15 protein-coding genes are annotated in these 20,730 nt (G+C 41.9%); 7 read left to right on the forward strand and 8 right to left on the reverse strand.

Annotated elements, in window-relative coordinates; translation table 11 throughout:
- Positions 1-704, reverse strand: a 704-nt coding sequence (locus tag EZ449_RS05740) for a cbb3-type cytochrome c oxidase subunit I (RefSeq protein ID WP_205942956.1), incomplete at its 3' end; no start/stop codon positions are given.
- Positions 705-1,054: 350 nt separating this feature from the next.
- Complete coding sequence (locus EZ449_RS05745; RefSeq protein WP_131557023.1) at positions 1,055-3,115, reverse strand: arylsulfatase; 2,061 nt, start codon at positions 3,113-3,115, stop codon at positions 1,055-1,057.
- A gap of 302 nt (positions 3,116-3,417) precedes the next feature.
- Here EZ449_RS05745 and EZ449_RS22995 point away from each other — a divergent pair, with 302 nt between their 5' ends.
- Positions 3,418-3,621, forward strand: coding sequence for an SRPBCC family protein (locus EZ449_RS22995; RefSeq protein ID WP_225872249.1), 204 nt, complete (start codon positions 3,418-3,420; stop codon positions 3,619-3,621).
- 424 nt (positions 3,622-4,045) lie between these two features.
- On the forward strand, positions 4,046-4,366 hold the full coding sequence (locus tag EZ449_RS05755; RefSeq protein ID WP_131557024.1) for a hypothetical protein: 321 nt from the start codon (positions 4,046-4,048) through the stop codon (positions 4,364-4,366).
- Positions 4,367-4,598: 232 nt separating this feature from the next.
- Here the strand turns inward: EZ449_RS05755 and EZ449_RS05760 are convergent, their stop codons facing one another.
- Positions 4,599-6,242, reverse strand: coding sequence for an ArnT family glycosyltransferase (locus EZ449_RS05760; RefSeq protein WP_131557025.1), 1,644 nt, complete (start codon positions 6,240-6,242; stop codon positions 4,599-4,601).
- A 397-nt stretch (positions 6,243-6,639) separates the two neighbouring features.
- On the reverse strand, positions 6,640-6,894 hold the full coding sequence (locus EZ449_RS05765; protein WP_131557026.1) for a hypothetical protein: 255 nt from the start codon (positions 6,892-6,894) through the stop codon (positions 6,640-6,642).
- Between EZ449_RS05765 and EZ449_RS05770 the strand changes: the two genes are divergently transcribed.
- The 4 genes from EZ449_RS05770 (at position 6,886) to EZ449_RS05785 (ending at position 9,097) form a co-directional block, all read left to right on the forward strand.
- Positions 6,886-7,092: a hypothetical protein gene (locus EZ449_RS05770; RefSeq protein ID WP_131557027.1), complete on the forward strand. Its 207-nt coding sequence runs from the start codon at positions 6,886-6,888 to the stop codon at positions 7,090-7,092. The genes EZ449_RS05765 and EZ449_RS05770 overlap by 9 nt on opposite strands.
- Positions 7,093-7,740: 648 nt before the next feature.
- On the forward strand, positions 7,741-8,133 hold the full coding sequence (locus tag EZ449_RS05775; RefSeq protein ID WP_131557028.1) for a hypothetical protein: 393 nt from the start codon (positions 7,741-7,743) through the stop codon (positions 8,131-8,133).
- 232 nt (positions 8,134-8,365) lie between these two features.
- The gene (locus EZ449_RS05780; RefSeq protein WP_131557029.1) at positions 8,366-8,626 is read left to right on the forward strand and encodes a hypothetical protein; all 261 of its coding nucleotides are present in this window, start codon (positions 8,366-8,368) and stop codon (positions 8,624-8,626) included.
- A 42-nt stretch (positions 8,627-8,668) separates the two neighbouring features.
- Positions 8,669-9,097, forward strand: a complete 429-nt coding sequence (locus tag EZ449_RS05785) for a hypothetical protein (RefSeq protein WP_131557030.1) — start codon at positions 8,669-8,671, stop codon at positions 9,095-9,097.
- A gap of 181 nt (positions 9,098-9,278) precedes the next feature.
- Here the strand turns inward: EZ449_RS05785 and EZ449_RS05790 are convergent, their stop codons facing one another.
- From EZ449_RS05790 to EZ449_RS05805, 4 genes are read right to left on the reverse strand one after another with little or no spacing between them, the layout of a single operon-like run.
- Positions 9,279-10,418, reverse strand: a complete 1,140-nt coding sequence (locus EZ449_RS05790) for a cellulase family glycosylhydrolase (protein WP_131557031.1) — start codon at positions 10,416-10,418, stop codon at positions 9,279-9,281.
- Positions 10,419-10,439: 21 nt separating this feature from the next.
- On the reverse strand, positions 10,440-11,627 hold the full coding sequence (locus EZ449_RS05795; protein WP_131557032.1) for a sialidase family protein: 1,188 nt from the start codon (positions 11,625-11,627) through the stop codon (positions 10,440-10,442).
- Positions 11,628-11,638: 11 nt separating this feature from the next.
- On the reverse strand, positions 11,639-13,165 hold the full coding sequence (locus EZ449_RS05800; RefSeq protein ID WP_131557033.1) for a RagB/SusD family nutrient uptake outer membrane protein: 1,527 nt from the start codon (positions 13,163-13,165) through the stop codon (positions 11,639-11,641).
- A 10-nt stretch (positions 13,166-13,175) separates the two neighbouring features.
- On the reverse strand, positions 13,176-16,223 hold the full coding sequence (locus EZ449_RS05805) for a SusC/RagA family TonB-linked outer membrane protein (RefSeq protein ID WP_131557034.1): 3,048 nt from the start codon (positions 16,221-16,223) through the stop codon (positions 13,176-13,178).
- Between the two features lie 149 nt (positions 16,224-16,372).
- Here EZ449_RS05805 and EZ449_RS05810 point away from each other — a divergent pair, with 149 nt between their 5' ends.
- Positions 16,373-20,371: a hybrid sensor histidine kinase/response regulator transcription factor gene (locus tag EZ449_RS05810; RefSeq protein ID WP_131557035.1), complete on the forward strand. Its 3,999-nt coding sequence runs from the start codon at positions 16,373-16,375 to the stop codon at positions 20,369-20,371.
- Positions 20,372-20,730: the final 359 nt, after the last annotated feature.

The raw sequence follows: 20,730 nt of genomic DNA on the forward strand, positions 1-20,730 counted from the left end.
TGGGTGCCCATTACGATATCAGACAAGTAAAAACTAGTTCCAAAACTTCTGTCAAACACCAACAATACCACACCTGCAACCAATACAGGAAAAGAAAGTATTCCCAGTATAGCAGTAAGAAAAAGGGACCAGATGGTTAATGGCATTTTCCAAAAATCCATACCTTTAGTCCTCATATTCAAAATTGTCGCAACGTAATTTATTCCACCCATTAATTGAGAAGTAACAAAACAGACCATACTGATTAGCCATAAGGTCATCCCTAACCCCGAACCAGGAATTGCAGTTGGTAGCGCTGATAGAGGAGGGTAAACCGTCCATCCGGCACTGGCAGGGCCAGTCTGTATAAAGAAAGAGGCCATCATGATCACACATGCCGTAAAGAAAAACCAATAGGAGAGCATATTCAAAAATGGTGAAGCCATGTCTCTTGCACCAAGTTGAAGTGGAATCAGTAAATTACTAAAGGTACCACTCAACCCGGCTGTCAGCACGAAGAATACCATAATGGTACCATGAATGGTGACTAGTGCTAAATAAAAATCCGGCTTGATTCTTCCGCCCTCTGCCCATTTACCTAACAGTGTTTCTAATAAGGGAAAACTCTTATCTGGCCAGGCAAGCTGAATCCGGAACAGGATAGATAACCCCATTGCGATTACAGCCATAATGATACCCGTAATTAAGAATTGCCTGGCTATCATTTTATGATCCTGGCTAAATATATATTTAGTGATAAAAGGTTGGTTTTTATCCCCATGAGAATGGCCATCGGAAGAAAGATCAACTTGAAGTTGCAAACTGGCTGACATACTAAATAATCTTAAATGAAGAATGATATGCAAATGTCTGCATACTCCTTTCCCTTATATTGTACTTTCCTCTAAATCTATTGGACTATTTAGAAACTTCTACTTATAAAATATAAACCTGTGTTTCAAATAATCAGTAAAGGACAGTTTGTTGTGTCAGCAACTAGATCAATTTGTCTCAAAAACGGAACAATATCTATTTCATAATGCGTATTCAGTGTGTCAAGTAACTGAAAGTCAGGCTACAAAGCATTTAAATGAACATCGTCAATCCAGACTTCGGCACCTGCAGGAAGGATACCAAAGTACAAGCCAATTCTATAGGTCCCATCCGATGGTATTTCAATCGAGGAATAACTTGCCGCGCGGGTATCTGTTCCAATTAGGAATGATTGATCAATTACTTTGTTAAACTGGCCTCCTACTTTTTCCAGCCTAACCAATACTGTGCTTTTCTGGTTGCCTTTTCCCAAAAGTTTGAGTAAAAATTTTTCTCCTTTTTTGGCCTGAAATGGCCATGCTGCGAGCAAACCATCCGGCTTAGCACTGGGTTTGACCATCTTAACCATTAAGGAGTTGTTTCCGTTTATTTTTCCCTTTTTGTCAATTTCAATATTTGCCACTACAGCAGGCTGCCGGTTTATTCTCCAGCCTCCAAGAAGATCATCAAAATCTCCATTAACACTTCTTCTGTATTCCTGTATACGTTCGCCATAGCCCCTGGTGTCCAAAGGGAACACGTTTACACGATTTCCCCATTGCTGCCACTCGCTGTACATACTTTTCAGCCGCGCAGGTTCTGTTTTTGACATGTCGTTCATTTCAGTTGGATCACGGCTCAAATCGTATAATCTCAACGTTTGAGTGTTGAATGTTGCGTTCTCGGGTGTACTTGCTACCAATTTCCAATTACCATTTCTGTAAGCAATATTGGCTTCATGTTCCCAGAAAATCTTGCCTCTGTTTAAGGCTTGTCCRGTAAATGCGGGTACGATTGATTTCCCTTCCATGGGGGTTATCTTGTGTGTATTGAAAACAGYAGGATAATTGGCGTTTGCAACATCCACACATGTAGCCATAATATCCRTGAGGTTACCGTAGCCGTTTACAAAGGAATTATTGATGKTTTTTTTTATSCCAGCCGGCCAGCATACAATTAATGGAGTTGCAATACCGCCCTCATAGGTATAATGCTTGTATTCTTTAAAGGGYGTACTGCTTACGTTGGCCCAGTTGATACGATAACTTTCAAAAGWATCTTTTTTTCCGTTTACCTCCTTAGAGTCGCCGCTACTTATGAATTCKGCGCAGGCGCCGTTATCACTAAGGAAAAAAATCAGAGTGTTTTCCAATTGATTTTCATCTTTRAGCTTTTTGATAATTCTGCCGATTCCCTGATCCATAATGTCAATCTGCGCAGCATAAACTGCCATCCTACTTGYCATATCATTCTTTTTGGTATCTGTAAGACTATTCCAAGTGGGTACAGTTTCGTCGGACGGAGAAAGGATTGTCTTTGCGTCAAAAAGGCCTATTTTTTGTTGTTGTGCAAAACGCAGCTTGCGCATTGCATCCCAACCTTTTTTATAAACGCCGGTATACTTGTCAATATCTTGTTGCAGCGCATGCAAAGGCCAATGAGGTGCGGTATAGGCTACGTACAAAAAAATAGGTGCATCAGGCTGTTTTTTGAAATGCTCTCCAATAAATTTGACACTGGTATCGCTAATCGCGTTAGTTAAATAGAAATCTTTAGGTGCCGGGTAACGGTTGTTGTCGCTATACAATTCTGGGGTATAATAATTTGCTCCACCTGGTATAATGCCAAAATAATGATTAAACCCTCGTTGCACTGGCCAGCTATCTTTACGACTGCCATTAATTTTTCGCTCGTTGGTTAGGTGCCATTTCCCGGTCATGTAGGTATCGTATCCTGCTGTTCGCAAGACCTCGGCGATGGTAACGCTGGTGTTGTTTAAATTGCCACTGTAAGCAGCACTACCCATGTCTGCTGCAGCCATCCAGCCCATGCCTGCCTGGTGTGGATATAATCCAGTCATCAAGGATGCTCTGGTAGGGCAGCAGCGCGCGGCGTTATAAAATTGTTTGAAGCGGATACCCTTTTGAGCCAATTGGTCTAGGTTTGGTGTTTTTACTTCTCCGCCATAGCAACCAATGTCCGAGTAGCCCATATCATCGGCCATAATGAGAATAATGTTTGGCTTCTTTTGCTGGGCAGATGCTGCTGAAATTTGAATTGAAAGCAATGCAATGTAGCATGCTGCTAACTTTTTCCAGATCATGGTGATATAGTTTATTTGATCACACAATTTAACACATTAATGTTGAAAATGATCAATTCGTTTTTGTTATTTTACAAAACGTTTCCGCCTTGGAGCGAAAATTTCGCTTCTCGCTATCATATCATTTCGGAATCTAGACCCAGCTCGTTTCGGTCTAAATTGACCATTACAAAATATTGATAGCCAAGATAGTCGAATTGTAGAGTCAAATTTCCTGAACTGGTCAATTCGCTACGGAATCGCTTGGTCAGTGGCATCGAAATCTCCACTCAGACCTCCAGGCGATTAATATCAGTGAAAGGATCACCGTACAGGCACCGAGAGAAAAAGTTTATGCTTTCTGGAGGGACCTCTCCAATCTTCCAAAATTCATGTCCCACATTTCCTCGATTCTAGAAACCAGCCCCGAGCATTCAAGTTGGAAAGCTAGTACACCCGGTAACCTGCTAGAACTAAAATGGAATGCTGAAATTACGCACGAAGAGGAAGGGAAATATATAGTCTGACAATCAGTTGAGGGATCGATGATCGATAACGGGGGTAAAGTAGAATTCCAGGACATCCTGAACGGGACCGGTACAGATCTTCAGATCGAGATCAGCTATTTCCCGCCTGCAGGCAGCATAGGCCGTGGAATTGCGACCCTGTTTACAGGGCTGTTTGAAAAGTCGATAAGAGAAGACATCAACAACTTTCAGCCCCTACGCCGAAGCAGCTGATTTCAGGTCCTTTGCAGGCCTTAGCGAAGAATAAAATAAAAAATAATCCACACGCCATCCCAACAGGGATGGCGTTATGCCTTTAAGGTTCCCTGAACGGGCTTAACTACATAATAAGGCGGTCAAATTTCTAAAAGGATTTAAAGCACGTATCCATAGTCTTTCTACCACCCGTCCATCAGATGACCGGTAGCGCAAAGAATGCATTTAAATGAGGTTAGTTCAAAACACAAACCAGAATGCTGGTTTCATTTTCATGACAGCATTTAACATAAAATTTGAGCACGAGGGCAAAAAAGTAACCCTGACCATCATCCCAAAAGATGATTATTACCTGATTGTCTATTTTGGCGGGATATTGGGAGCAATCCGCAACCGGGATACAGACTGGATGCTACTAAAAAAAGAAGAGATTAATAATGGGGCACTTTCCTATTATGACCACTCCAGTGAAAGCTCGGCCATCAAGATAACATTGGGTACTGCCGAAATCAACCAGATCGCGGGAGAGATCGAAAACCACTCACATTAATTGCATTTAAATACAATACATCGCTACTCCCCCCCAAGAGTGCAAAGTGGAAAGAAAAATCAATGAATCCAGGCTATCCACAATTGCATTTTTTATTTAGGATTCCATTCCTGCACTTATGACATACATTGATATGTTGAGAAATAATCACACCCAAAAAAGCGTTTAATGACTCTAAGCTATAGGGTCTTTATTATTCTCAAAAATATTTAATATGCAGGAATAAAGCTACTTACTCTACCCTAAAATCAAAGTTTTGCAGACGCTTTTCCGACCACTCGCTGGCATACCAGTTTAAGGTAACCTTCTTCACATTAGACACAAAATAGATTCCCCTTCCGAAAACCCTGGAATAAGGGTTATCTATAGATGCAAACTTGGTATAGCCTTGAGAAGGCATCACCGGGGTAGCTTCCGAAGAAAAGAAAATGAGGTTCTTTGCTGTAATTTTTTCAGGTGCCCACATTGCAAAACTGCTGCTCAGCGAAACTACCTTTGGCAGGGGATGTTTGCGGGCGTAGTAAGTAAATGCGGCAGCGGCACCGTACCCTTCAGCTAAAATAATAGTCTGCCGCTGATCAGAAGTACTCATCCGTTTATAAAAGCGGGATGTTTTGACAGCGAGTTCTTCCCAGCCGATCATATCAGCATAATTCTGGTTGACAATGTGAACTTTTTGATCTTCCCAACGCAAGGGAAAATCAAGTCCCCAATTATCATAGGTCCATTTGAAAACTCTTGAAGTATAACCGATAGGCAGGTAAGGAAGTACCACCAGAGATAAAACCAGGTTGGGGAGAAGTAAATAAACAACAAAGGAGACTTTCACCGCCCTACCAGACCGGCGGAGGATATCCTCAAAAAATATACCTCCGACAGCAAACAACGGCGGGAATGCACCGAAAGCATAATAGGCCTTCCCTCTGAAGACAAGCAACACCAGCATCACCAACATAAACCCAGTCGCAAAATAAAGATAAGGCCTGAGCTTTTTTGAAAAGAGTATATAAACTAAACCTCCCAACCAGACAAAAAGCCCTGTGCCGTTAGAGACAATCTGCTGGAGCACAAAATCCATACGGCCCACATGTACAAGTTGGGTATGCTGGAGCTCATCGAGATGGAGAAACGCGGGGAATCCATTCTGCACCTGCCAGATCATATGTGGAGATAGGATCAATATCGCAATAAAAAGTGGAATAAGGAAGGTTTTGCTACTAAAGTATCTCCTGCTTTCCCTGTTCAGCAGGACGCCTAAAACAACCCCCACCAGATAAACAGCTAAAGTATATTTGACCAAGATCCCTACACCGATCGCAACACCCAAAAGATATAAAAGATAATTCTTGGGGCCCTGCAAATAGCAGAGCACAAGATAAGTACACAGCAGCCAAAAAAACTCATCGAATACCTGTGGGATAAACAAAGCGCCGGTAGCTAAAAAAGCTGAGGAAAAAGCTACAGTAATGCAACCGATCAATGCCGCAAAATACCTCCCTCCCAGCCTGATTACGATCAGACCAGTCAGGTGAACTATTCCCCCGGCAAAAAAGGCAGGAATAAGCCGCACACCGATAAGGGAATCCCCGAAAAGCCACTCTCCAATAACGCTCATCAAAGCAATGAATGGAGGCGTTTCCCGGTAGCCCCAGGATAGATGGTCACCAAGGGTAATATAGAGAAGCTCATCCTGATGGAAGCCATATGAGCCCATTGCCCCTAAATGGAGCAAAAACTGTGAAAGCGCAATGACCGATGTAAGCAATAACAGTCCATAACTTGAATTGAGACTGCTGTCGAATGAAAAACTGGATATTAACCTATCTAATAATTTTGGTTCATTATTCCCTTTTAGGGGCTCATTCGGATGGTGCATATAATAATAGAACAAAATATTCTTCCCTTTGTGTTGGAAATATCAGTATACCCATAAATGAACAGGCTGGTCTGGGTGCGTTCAAAAGTATTAAGTTGGTTGTTGACTTTTGTTTTGTAAAAGTCGTCAGACTAATAGATAGTTTGCAATTCAAAAAGGCCTCGGAAATCATTAAGACTTTCGATCTGGCACGGGTATCCTGCGCGTTGACCAGCTGTTGAACTACAACCCAAATGAATAACAAGACCGGTAAGTTATTTTCATATTCGGCTTACCCCACAGTGCTAAATCACGCACCACATCATAAAACTTTGATTAAATAGCAGTTTATCCATAGGGTTAGTATCATCATCAGGTAATATTAAGGTAATTAAGTATTATAATTTATAGTAGTCCTTTAGGTTATATATCCGTGACCGGTCATTATATAAATTAATTTAAGTTCTTCCCGGTCATCCAAATGAATGAAAGCCCGTTCATCCTGAAAAACCATATAGGTATAACTAACCACCCAAACATCCTTTTCTGGGGCGCCGGGCTGATGTTGATAGCCCGCATCTGGTTCGGGTGCCTCGATTTCCATATACTTAATCTTACGCCTTTCAAGGATTTCCCGGGCAGCTTTAAGCGCTTGTTCTCTGGTATGTACCATACCGATTATAAACAATGGAAAGCGACTTTTGTTGTTGATATGATGAACAAAATACACCGCAACTATTGGACAGCATTTAACCGGATAGGAAATGAAACGCTTCACCAGAACGGCTTTTCTTTTGATATGCTGCCTGAGCAATCAGAATCTCTTTCATTGTTCAGGATAAACTCATTAAAGGAAATGACCAGTACCTAATATCTTTTTCATCGCATCACCTGGATCTGCAGGACGGGGTAACTATCGAAAAGGATGGGCAGTTTTTTGAGCGCTTATATGGTTATACAGATGAATCCATCAAAGAAATGATCGACGATATATCAAAGCATGGAGATCACCAGTTTTAACGGTCATTGGATAGATGACAATGGTGTGCACAACGCCCTGGCGGCCAAATTGGTCGTTTGATGGAAGTTGTGATTTTCTGCTGGAACTTAACATAGCGAATAAAATCAGCATAGTGATCACCACGTAACGGGCGACTTCAATTGGCATCTTATGCACGGCGCTGATGTAGCAATAATCTTTACTTAATTCTTCCCTAAACGCTGCAAATACCAATACCAGCGGAATAATCGAGTAGGGATATTTACAGATAATATAAGTGGTAATACAGCTTAAATCGTATTTTAAAAAGTGACAAGCCCTATCCGGGCATCGATACCACCATTGTAGGAATAAACCAAGCAATTGCTTTTATAAAGGGGTGTGCTGAAAATACGAGGTAGGTTGCTTTCATGACTAATGATCTTGTTAAATACTTGTAATGTTTTAATTAATCTATTTTAACAACATTTGGGGGTTCCAATTGTTGCTATCAAAATTCGGTTATTATATTAATCGCGCATGAAAAACCCATTATTAATTCTAATCCTGCTCGTTACTCTTGTCTGCAAAAATCCTGCACGGGCAAAAAAATCCTACGATTTGATCAGTTATAAGTCAATTATTGATGGCAGCCAAGCAACTCTAAAATTGGCATATGGCTATCTGCTGGCGAGTAAAATAACCATCCGCACAAAAGTCGGAGAGCAGGTATTTACGCCCTTGGCAAATGAGCCGGACCTACACGGTGAGTTAAGGTTCGAACGCGCGAAATCCACCCGGAAGCACATGGGCAACTCTGGATCCTGGCTAACGCTTAAAAAGTTAAACGATGCGGAATATCCTTCACAGATCAAAGCAGTTTACCGGGATGGTAAAGTACAAAAAGTGGTAGTCTTTAAACAGCAGAATTAAATATGAAGTTCGAACGGACCCTGCAGGAAACAACAATTACAAACTAAACTGGCTATACAGAATGCGATATTTACTATTTATCCTATTAATATGCCTGAATTTTTATCTGTTATTCTCCTTTTCTAAAAAATTTGAACGGCAATTCCTCCTAAAATTATTTCCGGCCTTGATACCAGTTGTTATCATATTGTTTTTCGGGTTCGGTTTTGCACTGAAATTATTGCACATTCAGATGAACTTTGTTACCAGCGAGGCCTTAATATCAGCTATGATGTCTTTGATTGTTATATCATTGATCAATTTTGTAAACCAGTTCTTTTCTTACATAGTAGATCTGGTTGTAAAATTTCATCAAAGGAATAATGCAGCAAACCTAGCCAGCCAACCCATAAAGTTTTTTGTTGATAATCAAACCATGCTAAAGCGTGTTGCTACGCTAATCTGGTTTTTCGGTTCTGGATTGATGCTTTATGGTATATGGCTCGGCGGTTAGCTGTAAGTTCATTTAAATATGTGCTTTCAACTTTGCAAAGATATGAAAGCAATTGAAATAGCGCCGTACATATTGCTGGTAGTATTTATCCCAGCCTCAGCGATCCTGGTTTGGAAGGCTGTTATGGATCCTAATTCACAATTTGGTCCAGCCCTAACTTTCTCTGCCGATGGTGTTTTAGCCAGCATCGCTTGTGACAAGATCATGCAGGCTTTTGCACAGGATGGAAATGAAAAGGTAAAAAAATTGTTGATCGATAATAACAGGCCAGAACCTATTTCACCACAGGCAGATAAGGTATTGCTAAAAAGCCCTGCCTTTGCGCTGATTCCAAAATACAATATCTACACCCGTCAGGACCATGCGATCACAATTGATCTAGAAAAGAAAATGGTAGCCGCTGCAGGATTCAAAAATGTATGTATTATTGATTCAGGTCATTGCCCAATGTTAACCAACCTGATAAAGTGACTGCAGATCTCTCGCAGATCATCAATTAGCAGTAAAAACAATTTTTATTGTCCGCAAATTTAATATTTGCAAGCGTCCATGTAGAATAAAAGTGCTGAAAAGAAATTTATCAGCACTTTTACTCTCTGCACATCTTAGATTAAACCATATTAACCTAATACTTTAGTAAACCCATCTAATTTCAATCTTTCTTCTGTGTCATTGATAATATTAACTCCTTTTCATCTTGCTTATATGGCTTCCCATCTTTTTGCAGGATTTCATGGAACCACACAGGTGGCGGGGCGGTATAGGTTTTGGTCCACGAATCCCAGGGGTATTTAGTCTGTGTCTTACCATCAACAAAACCCCAGTTAATCATACCCACGTTATATTTTTTCGCAATGGGAAGAAAACCGGCGAAAGTACTCCCGTTCGGCCTTGCCATATATTCCGTACAGATAAGCGGTTTTCCATATCTTGAAAGCCATTTTATCCGTTTTTCAAATTCGGCCGGGCTGTCATAATTATGGAAGGTAATAATATCACTCTGTTCAAGCTGAAGGGTTTCGATCGGCTTCATTTTAGCTGCGTCGGACCAGTCTCCAACCCAAATCCCTGAGGTAAGAGGCTGTGAAGGACGAACGGAACGTGCCCATGTAAAAACTTCTTTAAGCAGCGGCAACACGAGGGCCACTTTGTTCGGAAGCTCAATTTTCTCATAGGATGGACCGGTCATATTATCTGGTTCGTTCCACAGATCCCAACCATTGATCCGTTCATCGTTGGCAAATTTTCCGATCACTCCCTTTACATAGCTTTCCAGCCTGGGGTACTGTAGGGAATCCTTTAGTGCAAGCTGTCCGGGACTTTGAACCCATCCGGAGTTATGTTTGAAAGGAATGGGTTCCCTTTGTTTGCCCAGTTTGTAAAAAGGATCCCAGCAGGAGTCAAAAATAACAAGGAAGGGTTTTATTTTATGTTTCTGGGCAATGCTCAAAAATGTATCAATCCGGTTAAGAAAGCCTACCGAATCCTGCTCATAAAGTGCATCGTGAAGATATACCCGCACGGTATTCATGCCCAAACCGCCTGCCCAGCCCAGTTCCCTGTTGATGGTAACGGTATCAAATGTTTCAGCCTGCCACATTTCCAGTTGATTGATGGCATTACTGGGGATAAAATTGGCCCCGATCAGCCATGGCTGTTTTTTATACCAATCGTTAGCCTGTTGCTCAGTCCATATTTCTCGGGGTGTTTCAGCCTTTTTCTTTTCTCCCGAACAGGCTAAAAATACGCCAAGACACAATATTAAGGCGTAGGAAAATATTTTTTTCTGCATAATCTTTAAGTATTAATATAATTAGTTTTTGTTCTTGATAACGGTCCCTTTGATCATCCATACTTCTGTAGCATTGGCATAGGCATTGGTACTGGTAACGGCAATCACGCTGCCATCACTTAGCACCGTTAAGCTGTTCCATAAACATGATTTATTGCTGGGGATCAGGAAGGGTACAGATTTACTCTTGAAATTCCGTCCCTGCTCATCACCGATCACAACTTTCATATCAGCAAAGTTTAGATCATTTGTACGGTCCTCCGTACCCTGATAGGACAGTATGGTTTCGCCGGTTTTCAATTGCCTGATAAAGGGGGCGCCTGCGTACAGCCCATCCCCTATTCTATCCGCCAATGCATAACTTCTGTTTGCACTTTCTGCACCGATCGTTAATGCCCAGTTTTCCTGCAGGCTATTTCTCAACACATAGGGCTTAAAGGTATTCACTGCGTTATCCTCTATAGAAACGAGGATATCTTTGCCATCTCTTAAAAGAAGTGGCACCGGCATCCCATCTCTTTTACCAGGGCGGAAGCTCACAATTTCGGGAACTGTAGTCCAGCTTCCGGCATTATCCTTAGATCTGAGCATGGAAATATTCTGCTCATCAGAATTTGTATAGGGCCCTTCGTTGGCAAAGTACAGCTGTATTTCTCCGTTTGGCAATTGAATGGCAGAAGGCTCCCAACAGCCATTTTCAAATTGATAACCTGCCTCGTACAAATTCTTTTCATTCTCCCAGCTCTCCCCACCGTTACTGCTCTGTTTTACCAGGATCCCGAATTTTCTGGATGAGGCAATATCGTAAGGCCTGGCATTGTAAAAGACCAGGATTTTGTTGCCTTTCAACAATAACAGATCTGGAACGCTCATGTTCGAGCCATTGGCAGGTGGGGCGATAACCGTTGCCGAAGACCACGTATTGCCCCCATCAGTGCTTTTAACCGATACAATATTACCATCAGCTTCATATACTGCAAGCAATGATGCATCAGCCAACTGTATTATTCTTGCGTATCCCGAATAGCGGGCATTCAAGGTTGGCGAGGAAACCCTCCTTCTGCTGTTTTGGTCCCAGCTGATTGATATCCCGTCCTGTTTGGGCACGGGAACCTCAGGGACGGATTTTTCGTCTTTTGAACAGCCTGAGCAATATGTGATGGCTAATATATTAACCAACAGCAACTTAATAAAGGTGTGATGTATCATTGAAGTATATATTAATAATTTGGATTCTGCTTAAGGTCTTTATTGTTCTCCACTTCTATCTGTGGTAAGGGAAGACGGATGTGTTTACCGGGAACAAAATTATTGAAGTCCGGATCGCGCTGAGCTACCTTTGCAACTCCGGCCTGCGTCTCCAAATCCCCCCAGCGTTTTAAGTCGGCCCAACGTACACTTTCCCCGCAAAGTTCCAGTGCTCTTTCCATTTTTAGGCGTTCCCTAAAAAGTGACTGATCATTTCCGATGGCCGGATAAGCTGTTGCCAGCGGTGCTAGATTAACTCTTTGCCTTACCCTGTTTACATATTGATAGGCTTCCGCAGTCTGTCCAAGTTCATTGCTCGCCTCTGCATACATTAAAAGGATATCTGCAAAACGGATCATCCTGGTGTTCACCTGGCTGAAATAATCCTCATTTGTTCGCATATAATCCCGCGAGTATTTCCTGAACCAGGCTTCATCAGCATCCCATTGCCAGCTTCTTCCATAGGTTTTATCACCGAAATCGGCTTCAAGGCCTGGATAAAAAAGGCTATACCTTAAACGGGGATCAATTTTACCATCTAAAGTCTTTTCTTTTTTAAATTCAGCAACCATCCAGTTCCGCGCCTGACCGTCGGACCATCCGATAGACCTCGGTGCAAAAAACTGTGCCCTGTTATTGCCCATATTTGAGCTTGGGCCATCTCCCTCAGCCGTTTTATTCGCATCAGAAAACTGGATTTCAAAAACAGATTCCTTGTTATTTTCATTTTCCACGCGGAAGTTATCCTTGTAATCAACCAGATCATAAAAACCTGCACCAGCACCTGTTATCAGATAATCAAAGGCTGTTTTTGCCTGAGCCCATTTGCGCTGCTGCATATAGGTTTTACCAAGCAGGGCAAATGCAGCACCTTTTGTAGGCCGCCCAATATCATTTCCATTCCACTGGACTGGCAGAGCTGCCGCTGCTTCTGAAAGGTCTCTTTCTACCTGTGCCCAAACCTGCGCAAGGCTACTTTGCTGGGGCATATCGGTAGGACTTTGGATAGTAGTTACAATCGGAAAATTTTCCCACAATATTGCGGCGTAATAATAATATAAACCACGCAAAAACTTAGCTTCAGCCAACATCTGCGCTTTTTTGCTCTGATCCGCAAAGGGTATTTCAGGCACATAAGTGAGTACCTGGTTGCACCTAAAAATGGCCTTATAGGTATCGCGGTAACTTACCTGGTTGCCTTCAAAAAAATTATAGTTGATATACTGAAAGCGTGTCCAATCAGCCAGTTCGATCCAGGGGCTTTTGCTAAAACCTTCGTCGGAGGTCAAATCCAGACGAAAATAAATCCACCTTGACCAACCACCGGGCTGATAGAACATATGATAAATGGCATTTACACCTTTTTGGGCATCTGATTCTGTTTTCCAGAACTGCTCCTGGGTAAGCGTATTGGGATTGTCCTGATCGAGCAGGCTTTTTTTACAGGACGATATTACAAAGGTTCCTGTTATCAGTAGAGTTAATAATATTTTTTTCATGTTCGTTATTTTAAAATCCAAACTGTAAGCCAACTGAAACCATTCTAAGATTTGGGAATGCGCCAAAGTCAAAACCTTTTTCAAAAATGCTGTTATTGCTGAATTCCGGGTCAAGTCCTGTGTATTTGGTGATCGTGATCAGGTTCTGGCCCGATACACTGATCTGTGTATTCCGGAAACCGATCTTTTTCATCATTTTTTCAGGAACGTTATAGGATATGCCAATATATTTTAAACGGGCAAAACTGCCGTTTTCCAGCCAACGGTCTGTATCTCCCCTTGAATTGATCGTGCTTCCATAATAGGCCCTTGGCACATCAGTGTTCGTGTTTTGTGGTGTCCATGGCTGTATACCAGCGCGGTAATTGCTGTTATCGGAAAAGGCATCAGTTACACTCCTTGGCCCATTAAATACGGTTGAGCCAAAAGAACCGAACCAGTCCATGTTAAAAGAAAAGTTCTTATATGAAGCGTTCAAATTCAGTCCTATTTCGTAATCCGCCCAGGGACTGCCAACAACCACCTTATCAGAATTATTGATCTCGCCATCGGCATTATTGTCCTTGAAACGGATGTCTCCAGGCTGCGCGGTAGGCTGGATAACTTTGCCAGCAGCGTTTTTGTAACCGGCCACTTCCTGGGCAGTTTGGAATAAACCATCGGTTTGCAAAACATACCACATGCCTATGGGCTGCCCCACTTCGGTTACTGTGTTACCTACAAAAGTTCTGTTTTTGCCATAGCCAAGATCAAGTACCTTATTACGTAAAGTGGTCAGATTTGCGGTTGCCCCATACTTAAAGGCATTTTTATTTTCCTGATAAGAAGCGGTAAATTCAAAGCCTTTATTTCCCAGGGTCGCACCGTTCACATAAGGATTACCGCCATCATTTCCTGTGGAGAGCAGCAAAGGGTACTGCAGGAGGACATCTTTGGTTTTTGAAATAAAATATTCTGCGCTGATGGTCAGCTTATTTTTAAGGAAGGCAGCATCAAGGCCGTAGTTCTGTTGGGTAACCTCTTCCCAGCGCAGATCAGGATTGGCCAGTTTTACCTGTGTAGCTCCTGGAAGAACGGTTTGTCCAGGTCCCAATACGATCGTTGGGAAAGTATTTATAAAAGCGATATAATCGTACGGTCCGATATTGCTGCTTCCAAGTGTTCCATAGTTGGCACGTAACTTAAGATCGTCTATCCATGAAGCTTTAAAAAAATCCTCCCTACTGATCCTCCATGCACCGGATATTGACGGAAAGACACCAAACTTGTGGTCCTTTCCAAATCTTGAAACCCCGTCTGTCCTGACTACCCCATTCAAAAGATATTTATCGGCATAGTTATATTCAAATCTTCCAAAATAGGAAATCAGATCCGTGCGGTTTTTGAAACCACCGGTCTGTGGTTCATCTCCCTGATCGAGTACATCATAGTACCCTTCTGAGGGATTTGCCAGAATATTCCTTTTGGTACCCCATATCTGGGCGTATTTATCTCTTTGATAGGATTGACCCGCTAAAACATTTAGTTTATGTTTACCAAAGTCTTTATCAAAGGACAACGTATTTTCAATCAGTATGGTCGAAGACTCGCCCCTGTTTTCATTAATAATCGCAGGGTCAAACGCCTGGTTGAGTGTCCAGTTCCCCGGCTTTCTTAAATAGGAATAGTGGTCTCGGCTGGTTTCATACCCAACATTGATTTTATATTTCAGTGAGGGCAAGATCTGAAGTTCTGAAAAGAGATTACCACGGATGCGCAAATTTTCATTTGTCCTATCCTCGAGGTCAGCAATGGCGACAGGATTGGTACCAAAAGTCCTTGCACGCGCCTCGTCACCGTAGCCATAACCACCTGGATTTGCCGGATTGTAAACAGGAATTGTTGGAAGCAGGCGTACTACACTCACAATAGGGTTTCCAGACATTTCATCCGCTTTGGCATTACTGATCGCCAGATTTTCTCCGATAGTGAATATTCCTTTTTTGGTTTTGGTATTGACCCTGAAGTTTACACGGTCGAATCCGGTACTGATTACCGCACCTTTGTTTGTAAAATAGCCCCCGGATATGAAATAACTGTTGTCTTTTCCACCTCCTGAAAAACTAATTGAATAATCCTGCACCATACCTGTCCGATAGGTTTCATCCTGCCAGTCTGTATTCACGGATAAATCAAGATTCTGCCTTTTAACATTGGCATTATCATAGGCCATATTGTTAAGCGCTGCGAATTCGCTGGTCTCGGCAAGTAAATATCTGGGAATAGTCTGAAATGTAGTTTTTGCCGAAACGTCGATTTTCGTTGGCCCCTCCGATCCTTTTTTAGTGGTAATAATGATTACGCCATTTGCAGCACGTGTGCCGTAGATTGCGGCGGCTGATGCATCTTTAAGAATCTGGATAGATTCGATGTCTGCGGGATTGAAGTCGCGGTTTGCACTGGTTACCAATCCATCAATTACATACAATGGATCTGTACCTGAAAAATTCTTCAGCCCGCGGATCTGGATCTGCGCTTCAGAACCTGGCTGCCCGCCACCTCTCACGCGAATTCCGGTTGCCAGTCCCTGAAGGGATTCGGCAACTGTGGTAGCCTGTCTTTTCTTTACATCTTCTGCCTTCACTATTGATACCGCTCCGGTAAGATCCTGTTTTCGTTGCGTACTATAGCCAACCACCACAACTTCATTCAGGTCTGAAGTCGATTCTATCATGGTCACACTTAGTGTCTGGTCGCCAGCAACTGAAAATTCCTGGGTCTGGTATCCAATAAATGAAAAAACGAGCACTGCTTTCGTCGTTCCTGAGCCCGCAATCATAAACTTACCGTTACCATCGGTAAGGGTGGAAGTTTTTGTACCTTTTATCTGCACCCCCACTCCTGCCAGAGGGCCGCTGGCATCTTTGACAATCCCTGTAATTTTTTGCTGCGCCTGTACACTGATTGTTAAATTGATCAATAACATGGTTAGGGCGATTTTAAAAATTCGATCCTTGATCTTCACGATCGATTTGAGAGGGATATTCGTATCCCTGCCTTGTGGAAGCTTTTTGTTCATACGCTATAAGTTTATATTTGGTACTGCTAAATAAGGGGATACATTTAGATGCTTTAGTTCAATTTCTGTTCATTATGTCTCAATTATCACCCATTAAAGGGCAATTTTGAGTGAGATCGATTCAATCCAAGATTTTTGGATTATATTTAATGATGTTTTTTTATGAGCAACTGAAAAGAATATTTTTCTGTTTTACATTCTTATGTATCCATCAACAACTTTTTGCACAGGCATATACCTTTAGGCATTATCAGGTAGAATCGGGTCTTTCCTATAACTCGGTAATCTGCAGCCTGCAGGACACCAACGGATTTATGTGGTTCGGCACGAAAAACGGCTTAAACCGATTTGATGGATATAGGTTTAAGATTTACCGTAATGACCCAACAAAACCTGAAAGCCTTGGACATAATTTCATTCATTCCTTATTTGAAGACAATCAGGGAATTTTATGGGTGGGCACCCGCAAAGGATTGTACCGATATAACCCAATAAGGGATACTTTTACCTTGATCAACGAGACCAGGGACAAAGACATCAGTACGGTATCAGCTGATGTTAAGGGCAGGATCTGGTTTATTGCAAACAACACTGTATTGCGATATGATATCCGGACAAAAAAAATAAATGACTTTCCCGGTCCGCAATATGGAGGAGCAACCTCATTAGCCATTACCAGAGTAGGCGATATATGGGTATCCACAGCCCAGGGATACCTTCAACAATATGGAATAAACACTGATAAGCATACAGTTTACGGCACATTTGATGAGACTTCTTCCCCCTTATCGAAATGGATCGAAAAGATTAAGGACACTGGAGACGGGCATTTGATTATAGGAACATCTAATGATGGGGTAAAACTGTTTAGCACAAGTGATCATACAACCGAACAGTTACCGATGCGGAATACCGATGGAACTAATGTTTTTGCAAGGGATTTTCTGAAAAGAACTGCGGAAGAGTACTGGATCGCAACCGAGTCGGGAATATTTATTTATAACATGCGTACGCAGAAATACATTCAACTGCGCAATAAAATAAATGACTTTTATACCATTTCAGATAATGCAGTATATACCATTACCCGTGATCAGGAAGGGGGAATATGGTGTGGAACCTATTTTGGCGGACTAAGTTATTATCCCCAGCAATATACCTCATTCGATAAATTCTATCCCGGAGTTGCCGACAACCGCCTTAAAGGCCATGCTGTCCGCGAAATCCAGCGGGATAAAAACGAAAAACTCTGGATAGGTACAGAGGATGCCGGACTGAACAGGTTTGACCCTAAAACCGGGGAATTTAAAAATTTTGTCCCACAGGATGATGGCCAGGGTATTTCACATTCCAATATACATGGCCTTGCAGTTAAAGGCAACAAACTCTGGATAGGCACTTTTGAACAGGGGCTCGATGTTATGGATATCAATACAAGCCGAATAATTAAAAAATATAAGGCTGGGCCTGCGCCCAATCAGTTAAAAAGCAACTTTATCGAAAGCCTGCTTGTTGACAGCAATGGAGAACTCCTGGTTGGAACAGCAACAGGCTTATACAGATATCGTGAAGGCAGTGATGATTTTATTCTATTAAACGAATTCCCCGGCAACAGGCATTACGCTGCACTGCTGGAAAGCAAAGAAGGCATATTATGGGCGGGTACATTACGCGACGGTCTTTGGTTCTATAATAAGAAAAACAATCAATCAGGAAATTTCTCCTTCAACAGCCAGGATGAAAACAGTTTAAGCAGCAACGAAATTAACGGACTTTTCGAGGATTCGAGGCACAATCTCTGGATCATGACCGAAGATGGGCTCTGTATGTTGAAAAAGGGGGCGAGAACTTTTAAACGCTATACCACAGCCAACGGGTTTCCCTCCAATATCTTCTATAAAATTTTAGAGGATAAAAACAAAAATCTTTGGATCAGTACATCCAGGGGCTTGGTATTGTTTAATCAAAAAAATGGAAAGATCATTACCTATACCAGGTCCAGTGGCTTATTGGGAGACCAGTTCAATTATAGTTCGGCCTTTAAAGATGGAACTGGTCAGATGTACTTCGGAAGTGTTAAAGGAATGATTGCCTTCAGACCTGAGCTTTTTCGGGAAAACAGGTTTGTTTCGAAAATATTTATTACAGGTTTTCAGGTAGACAATGTAGAACTCTCGGTTGGCGCAAAAAATTCCCGCCTGCTCAGTCCTATCGATTTCACTGACGAGGTCAAACTGCATCATGATCAGTCGAATTTCAGCATAGATTTTGCTGCGCTGGGCTTCACCTCACCTGCAATGACAGAATATGCATTTATGATGAAAGGGCTTGATGATGAGTGGACTTATCTGAAGAGCAATAGAAAGGTGTATTTTACAAGTCTTTCACCCGGGAAATATGAGTTTTTAGTTAAAGCCTCCAATAACGGCAGAACCTGGAACAATCAGGTAAAGTCTTTAAAAATAATCATCGCCCCACCTTTTTGGGCCTCTACCATTGCACTGGTTATCTATGGATTAATGATTACCTCCATTGTGATCGCACTCGTTAAGGCCAATCACGGAAGGCTATTGCTGCGCTACCAGCGAAAGATTGAGCGTTGGGAAGTGGAAAATGATAAGGAGCTGTATTATGCGAAGATTAATTTTTTCACACAGGTTACCCACGAAATAAGAACTCCTCTGAGCCTTATTCATGGTCCTTTGGAAGAGGTGATCAGAATAACGGGGCATTCTGCCGCAATTAGCCCCGATCTTCAGATCATGAAACAGAATACCCACCGTCTTATTGAGCTTTGTAACCAGCTGCTCGATTTTAGAAGAACAGAACAGGAGGGCTTTAATCTGAGCTTTGTGAGCCTTGATGTGAATGAGCTGGTGAGACAGACCTGCACCAGGTTCCAACCCATTATCGATGAGAAAAAGATATCGTTAAGTCTTGAGCTGGATAAAGACGGACTGGTGGTTTATGCTGACGCGGAAGCGTTAAATAAAATCATCAGCAATTTGCTCGATAACGCATTAAAATATGCATCAAAAAATGTTTGGGTCAAAATCTCATCTGATCAGGACGTATTCAACATACAATTCATCAATGATGGCACTCCTATCCCCGAAAAATACAGGGAAAAAATATTTGAGCCTTTTTACCGTCTGGAAGATGTTAAAGGTATCCGGGGTTCGGGGATTGGGCTCTCACTGGCAAGATCACTTGCTGAATTACATGAAGGCAATTTATCACTTGTTCTGCAAAACGACGCTTATACCCATTTCGAACTCAAATTGCCCAAGCGCCATAACCAGGAATATACATTGGCTTATAACGGCGGAAGCGACCAGGAAACGGGGTCAACAGCATTCAAAAAATTAGATCCGGATGCGCCCAACGTATTGGTTGTTGAGGATAATTCGGATCTGCGAAGGTTTATCACCAATATCTTAAAAGAGGATTTTACTGTAATCGCAGTTGAAAATGGATCGCGGGCAATGGATATCCTGAAGCAAACGAGTGTCCAATTGATTGTAAGTGATATTATTATGCCATTAATGGATGGACTGGAATTGTGTAAAACATTAAAGGACAATATTGATTATGCACATATTCCTGTTATTCTATTAACAGCAAAAAGTAATTTACAGACAAAAATTGAAGGGCTCGAAGCTGGTGCAGATGCTTATATCGAGAAACCATTTTCACCCAATCACCTATTGACCCAAATATCAAATTTGTTAAACGTAAGGGAAAAAATCAAAACACATTTTGCCCAGTCGCCATTGGTACATTTGAAAAGCATGGCCTATAATAAGGCCGATGAAGCTTTTTTGGACAAACTCAACGATACCATTGTGAAAAACATGTCTGATACCACGTTGGATGTTGACTTTCTGGCTGATGCAATGAATATGTCGAGACCCACACTTTACCGTAAAACAAAAGCCATTTCAAATCTTTCGCCTCACGAACTGATCAACATTACCCGTTTAAAACATGCGGCATCGCTACTGAATGAAGGACAGTTTAAAATTCTAAAAATTGCCTCAGTAACCGGCTTCAGTTCGCAAACACAGTTTTCAAGAAGTTTTGCCAAACAATTTAAAATGACACCTTCCGATTACGTCAATTCTTCTAGACAGATCAAAAGCGAATAACTCGTACAATTGTATAACCCAACACATGAAGATTATAGGCCAGGGCAGATTGACTGAATAGATTAATATCGTTAAGGTCATAACCATGAACTGATGATGCCGGGGTCAACCTCTCCGCACCGGACACGGATATATGCTAGGCCCTCTTTGGAAGTTTCGCAATGGCCGACGGTCCAATAGCCCTTTTTGAAATCCAAACCTCCGAAAACAGTCTGGAAGCTGTTTATCGAGATAATATTGCCGGACAGTACCACTGATTATAAAATATATTGTGTGGCTTTTTTCTCCGGCGCTTAAAAGTTTAGTCTTTTTCGCAATTTCTAAAACAGCACTATTTTCAACAATTTCTGTCTTAAGCT

The organism is Pedobacter frigidisoli, from assembly GCF_004331675.1.
In the GTDB taxonomy this organism is placed as follows: Bacteria; Bacteroidota; Bacteroidia; order Sphingobacteriales; family Sphingobacteriaceae; genus Pedobacter; species Pedobacter frigidisoli.

What these genes read in the sequence shown, in the direction of transcription:
- EZ449_RS05755 (WP_131557024.1), top strand. Translation starts at nt 4,046, where the DNA reads ATGAGGTTAGTTCAAAACACAAACCAGAATGCTGGTTTCATTTTCATG.
- EZ449_RS05760 (WP_131557025.1), bottom strand. Translation starts at nt 6,242, where the DNA reads ATGCACCATCCGAATGAGCCCCTAAAAGGGAATAATGAACCAAAATTA.
- EZ449_RS05770 (WP_131557027.1), top strand. Translation starts at nt 6,886, where the DNA reads ATGTACCATACCGATTATAAACAATGGAAAGCGACTTTTGTTGTTGAT.
- EZ449_RS05765 (WP_131557026.1), bottom strand. Translation starts at nt 6,894, where the DNA reads ATGGTACATACCAGAGAACAAGCGCTTAAAGCTGCCCGGGAAATCCTT.
- EZ449_RS05775 (WP_131557028.1), top strand. Translation starts at nt 7,741, where the DNA reads ATGAAAAACCCATTATTAATTCTAATCCTGCTCGTTACTCTTGTCTGC.
- EZ449_RS05780 (WP_131557029.1), top strand. Translation starts at nt 8,366, where the DNA reads ATGAACTTTGTTACCAGCGAGGCCTTAATATCAGCTATGATGTCTTTG.
- EZ449_RS05785 (WP_131557030.1), top strand. Translation starts at nt 8,669, where the DNA reads ATGAAAGCAATTGAAATAGCGCCGTACATATTGCTGGTAGTATTTATC.
- EZ449_RS05790 (WP_131557031.1), bottom strand. Translation starts at nt 10,418, where the DNA reads ATGCAGAAAAAAATATTTTCCTACGCCTTAATATTGTGTCTTGGCGTA.
- EZ449_RS05795 (WP_131557032.1), bottom strand. Translation starts at nt 11,627, where the DNA reads ATGATACATCACACCTTTATTAAGTTGCTGTTGGTTAATATATTAGCC.
- EZ449_RS05800 (WP_131557033.1), bottom strand. Translation starts at nt 13,165, where the DNA reads ATGAAAAAAATATTATTAACTCTACTGATAACAGGAACCTTTGTAATA.
- EZ449_RS05805 (WP_131557034.1), bottom strand. Translation starts at nt 16,223, where the DNA reads ATGAACAAAAAGCTTCCACAAGGCAGGGATACGAATATCCCTCTCAAA.
- EZ449_RS05810 (WP_131557035.1), top strand. Translation starts at nt 16,373, where the DNA reads ATGATGTTTTTTTATGAGCAACTGAAAAGAATATTTTTCTGTTTTACA.